The organism is Pseudomonas sp. SDO5591_S426, assembly GCF_054070755.1.
On sequence record NZ_JBSVXD010000409.1, the window covers coordinates 1 to 1,120 of the forward strand.

2 protein-coding genes are annotated in these 1,120 nt (G+C 58.8%); both read right to left on the bottom strand.

Going from position 1 to position 1,120, the window contains the following annotated elements; translation table 11 throughout:
- Positions 1-68: 68 nt before the first annotated feature.
- Entirely contained in the window at positions 69-446 is a 378-nt protein-coding gene (locus ACW9JC_RS30335; RefSeq protein WP_416128678.1) for a YgaP family membrane protein, read from the bottom strand.
- A gap of 81 nt (positions 447-527) precedes the next feature.
- Positions 528-998: an RNA methyltransferase gene (locus tag ACW9JC_RS30340; protein ID WP_007911337.1), complete on the bottom strand. Its 471-nt coding sequence runs from the start codon at positions 996-998 to the stop codon at positions 528-530.
- Positions 999-1,120: the final 122 nt, after the last annotated feature.

Sequence of the window (1,120 nt, forward strand, 5' to 3'; positions counted from 1 at the left end):
AGCTCCTACAGGTGTACACATCAACCTGTAGGAGCTGCCGAAGGCTGCGATCTTTTGCTTTTAAAGGATCAAACCCCGGTTTTCGGCGACTTCAACGAATCATTCCCCGTGACCGTCGCGGTTTTGGTCGCCGCTTCGGCATTGGCCTTCAATGCCTTCAATTCTTCACCTGCCCGCTGAATCTTCGCCCGCACGTTGTTCATGTCCTGACGGCTTTTTTCCAGCAGGCTTTTCGCCGAGCTGTGGCCGGTGATGCCACGGGCCAGGGCCACGCCGCCGATGGCCACTTGAATCAAACCGAAGATGCCGCCGCGACGCAGGCCCTTGCCGACCATCACCACGCCACCCGCCAGCGAGCCGATGCGCTCCCAGCCTTCGACGTTCTGCTCGGAGTGGCTCTGGAACGGGGTGGATTCGATACGTTCTACGCGTTTGAGTTCGCTCATGATCTGTCTCCAGGCAGGAAGTTATCGATAGTTAAGCTGACTGCGCGGGCGGGTAGCTTGTTCCATCGGATATGCGGCAACTCAGCGGAATTTCGGTCCCGAGCGAGTATTCAGGCCCTTGGCCATGCGGTCGTACAGCACGACGTTGACCGTGGCGGCCAGGTTCATGCAACCGGTGGTCGGGATGTAGACCACGTCTTCGCACCAGTCGCGAATCTCTTTATCCAGCGAGCCGTCTTCAGGGCCGAAGATGTACAGCGCGCGGTCCGGGTGGGTGTATTCGGGCAACGGGCGTGCGCCTTCGACCAGTTCGACGGCGACCGGAACGCAGTTCAGCGGCAGGATTTTCTTCAGGTCATCGATGCCGATCAGCGGGATGTCGTAGTGGACGCGCTTGGTATCGGTGACGAAGTCGGCGGCGCGTTCATAACGCTTGCCGGTGTAGAACACTGACGCCACGCCATAACAGCCAGCGGCGCGCATCACCGAACCGACGTTCTCCGGTGATTTGGGGTTATACAAACCAATGCAGCTGTACCGTTTGTCTGCCACGAGCGGGGTGCCTTTCGGGAAAAAAGCGGGATTATACGGGGATTGCAGGGTAGAGAGGGTGTTGGGTGGCAAGATCAAAAGATCGCAGCCTGCGGCAGCTCCTACAAGGTGTACACGTCCCA

Excerpts from the sequence above, each read along its gene's own strand:
- ACW9JC_RS30335 (WP_416128678.1), bottom strand. The coding sequence starts at position 446 with ATGAGCGAACTCAAACGCGTAGAACGTATCGAATCCACCCCGTTCCAG.